Consider the following 2,579-nt stretch of genomic DNA (forward strand, 5'->3'; position numbering starts at 1 on the left):
AAGCTCTTTCAGCTAAATGTGCTGCTTGTCACGGTGCTTCTTTCGAAAAAGCGGCTCTTGGTAAATCAGCGATCGTAAAAGGTCAATCAGCTGGTGCTATCGAAACTTCTCTTAAAGGTTACAAAGCCGGTACTTTGAACAAAGCGGGTATGGGTGCATTGATGAAAGGTCAAGTTGCTGCAATGTCAGATGCTGATATCAAAGCTCTTGCTTCTTACGTAGCAGGTATTAAATAATACCGCGCTCACCGCACCTGCGGTGAGTTCTTTTTTCGCTTCTATTCCGGTCGATACTCTTCTTTTTTATTCACTGACTCTTTTTTACGTTGTTGATTAGCTGCATCGTTAAGTTCACGCTCATCATCATACTGTACTTGATTCATCATTTTTTTCTCATCGTCAAACTGACCGTTTTTAATTCCCCACAAAAATGCAACCAGAGCAATACCACCTAAAAAAAGCGATGCACCCAGCATCATCGCGATTACCCATGAATCCATAATTACCTACCTTTTATTTATACATCCAACGTACTCGCATCGAGTTTCCGACGACGAGGAGCGAACTAAACGACATTGAAATCGCGGCAATCAACGGAATAACATATCCCATCATCGCCAGCGGAATCGTAATCGAATTATAGACGAGTGAAATCCCAAGATTTTGTTTAATAAGGCCATACGTTTTACGGCTGATAGAGAATGCTTCAGCGAGCGACGTCAACGAATCGTTCATCAACACCACATCACTCACCTCGATTGCGATATCGCTCCCGTTCCCCATCGCAATCGCGATATCCGAAGCTGCTAATGCCAAAAGATCATTGACCCCATCTCCGGCCATCACGACGATATGCCCCTGTGCATGGGCTTTATCGATAAACGCCGCTTTGCCTTCAGGAATTAGATGGGCATACACTTCCTCGATTCCAACCTCCTTGGCTACTCTCATTGCCGCCGCCTCATGATCTCCTGTGAGCATTACCACCCGAAGATTCAATTTTTTCAAACTATCAATTGATTCATTAGCTTTCTCTTTTGGCAAATCACGCAATTCATAAGTTGCCACCAGTCTGTTATCAAGCGCATAATAAAAAAGACTTTTATCACTCACCGAATCGACCTCAATCCCGAGTTCTTGCATTAACAGTGCATTCCCCCCCGCGATCATTACTCCATTCGAACGTCCGACCATACCGCGAGCGGGAATTTCACGCGCTTCTTCGATAGTGCCGGATTCAATAGCTTCTTCCGTTCGCTCCAGATACTCCATCACCCCTCGACTGATCGGATGCTTAGAGGAGGAGACAAGTGTATGCAAAGCTCCCGTATCAAAAGGTGTGTGAATCGTGGCATAAACCACTTCGGGGCGTCCTTGGGTGATCGTTCCCGTTTTATCCAAAACAACCATAGTCGCTTTTGCCATCGTCTCGATTTGTGCCGCCGATTTAAAGAGAATACCCCTCTTCGCACCCAGAGCCAATCCTACCAACGTCGCCACCGGAGTCGCAAGAGCCAGCGCACACGGACAGGCGATGATGATGACCGAGATCCCCACCATAAGCGAGCGATCAAACGTGTGCGGCCAAAAATACCAACCCCAAAAGGTTGCAATCGCCAAAAATAGAATCGTTGATGAAAAATGCTGAGATAATCGATTCGCTAACTGCTCAATCGAAGGCTTCTGTGCCATCGCATTCTCGAGCAAGTTAACAAGATTCGAGAGGGTCGAATGGGCAAAATCTTTGGTCGTCCGATAATGGATCAGGGCATCGATACTCGTCGTTCCGCTGATAATACGATCACCAATACGTTTAAAAATCGGCTCCGATTCTCCCGTGAGGTTACTTTCATCAAAGCTCCCCTCCCCTGAAATTACTTCACCGTCAATTGCGGAGCGTTCACCGCTTCGGATCACAATCACATCCCCGACTTTGACTTCGTTGACATCGACGGATCGGATAGATTCGCCCTCTACGATACTCACTTCACGCGGAATGTGTTTACCGATGATGTCGAGGGTATCGGCGGCATTTTTACGGCTGAGGACTTCGAGAAATTTCCCGAAGAGGACAAAGGTGATAATCATCGCCACCGAATCGAAATAGGCTTCCCCTTTTTCAAACAGGGTGATATAGATAGAGTAGAGATACGCCAGAGACGATCCCGTAACGACGAGTAAGTCCATCGTCACCGCATGATTGCGCAACCCGTAGTAGGCTCCGCGATAAAAAACCCATCCGCTGTAAAAGAGTACAGGAGTCGCTAATACCCACTCGGCAATATTGAGAATGGTTTTAATATCTTGAGTAATCCCGCTAAAATACCCCGCATATTGAGCCACGGCAATCCACATCATATTCATTGTCGCGAAGGTTGCTACCGCCATACGGAGATAGTACTCTTTGCGCTCTTTATTGGCACGTACTTCTTGAAGTGAGGAATCGTACGGGAATGCGTTGTATCCGATAGCGCGGATCATATCGATGATGGCAGAGAGCTTGACGTCCGCTGGGTTCCACGTAATACGAGCTTTATTGTTCGTATAGTTGATATGCGCCTCGATAACCCCTTCCATCTT

General features: G+C 46.6%; 3 protein-coding genes. 1 reads left to right on the plus strand and 2 read right to left on the minus strand.

Translation table 11 applies throughout. The features are described from left to right. Positions 1–236 (plus strand): c-type cytochrome (locus A2517_RS10790; RefSeq protein ID WP_294896905.1); only part of this gene is annotated, 236 nt, incomplete at its 5' end. Positions 237–277: 41 nt separating this feature from the next. Here the strand turns inward: A2517_RS10790 and ccoS are convergent. Continuing rightward, on the minus strand, positions 278–499 hold the full coding sequence (ccoS, locus tag A2517_RS10795) for a cbb3-type cytochrome oxidase assembly protein CcoS (protein WP_294896907.1): 222 nt from the start codon (positions 497–499) through the stop codon (positions 278–280). A gap of 13 nt (positions 500–512) precedes the next feature. Beyond that, positions 513–2,579, minus strand: a 2,067-nt coding sequence (locus A2517_RS10800) for a cation-translocating P-type ATPase (protein WP_294896909.1), incomplete at its 5' end; no start/stop codon positions are given.

It is taken from the genome of Sulfuricurvum sp. RIFOXYD12_FULL_44_77 (genome assembly GCF_001830725.1).
Classification (GTDB): domain Bacteria; phylum Campylobacterota; class Campylobacteria; order Campylobacterales; family Sulfurimonadaceae; genus Sulfuricurvum; species Sulfuricurvum kujiense_A.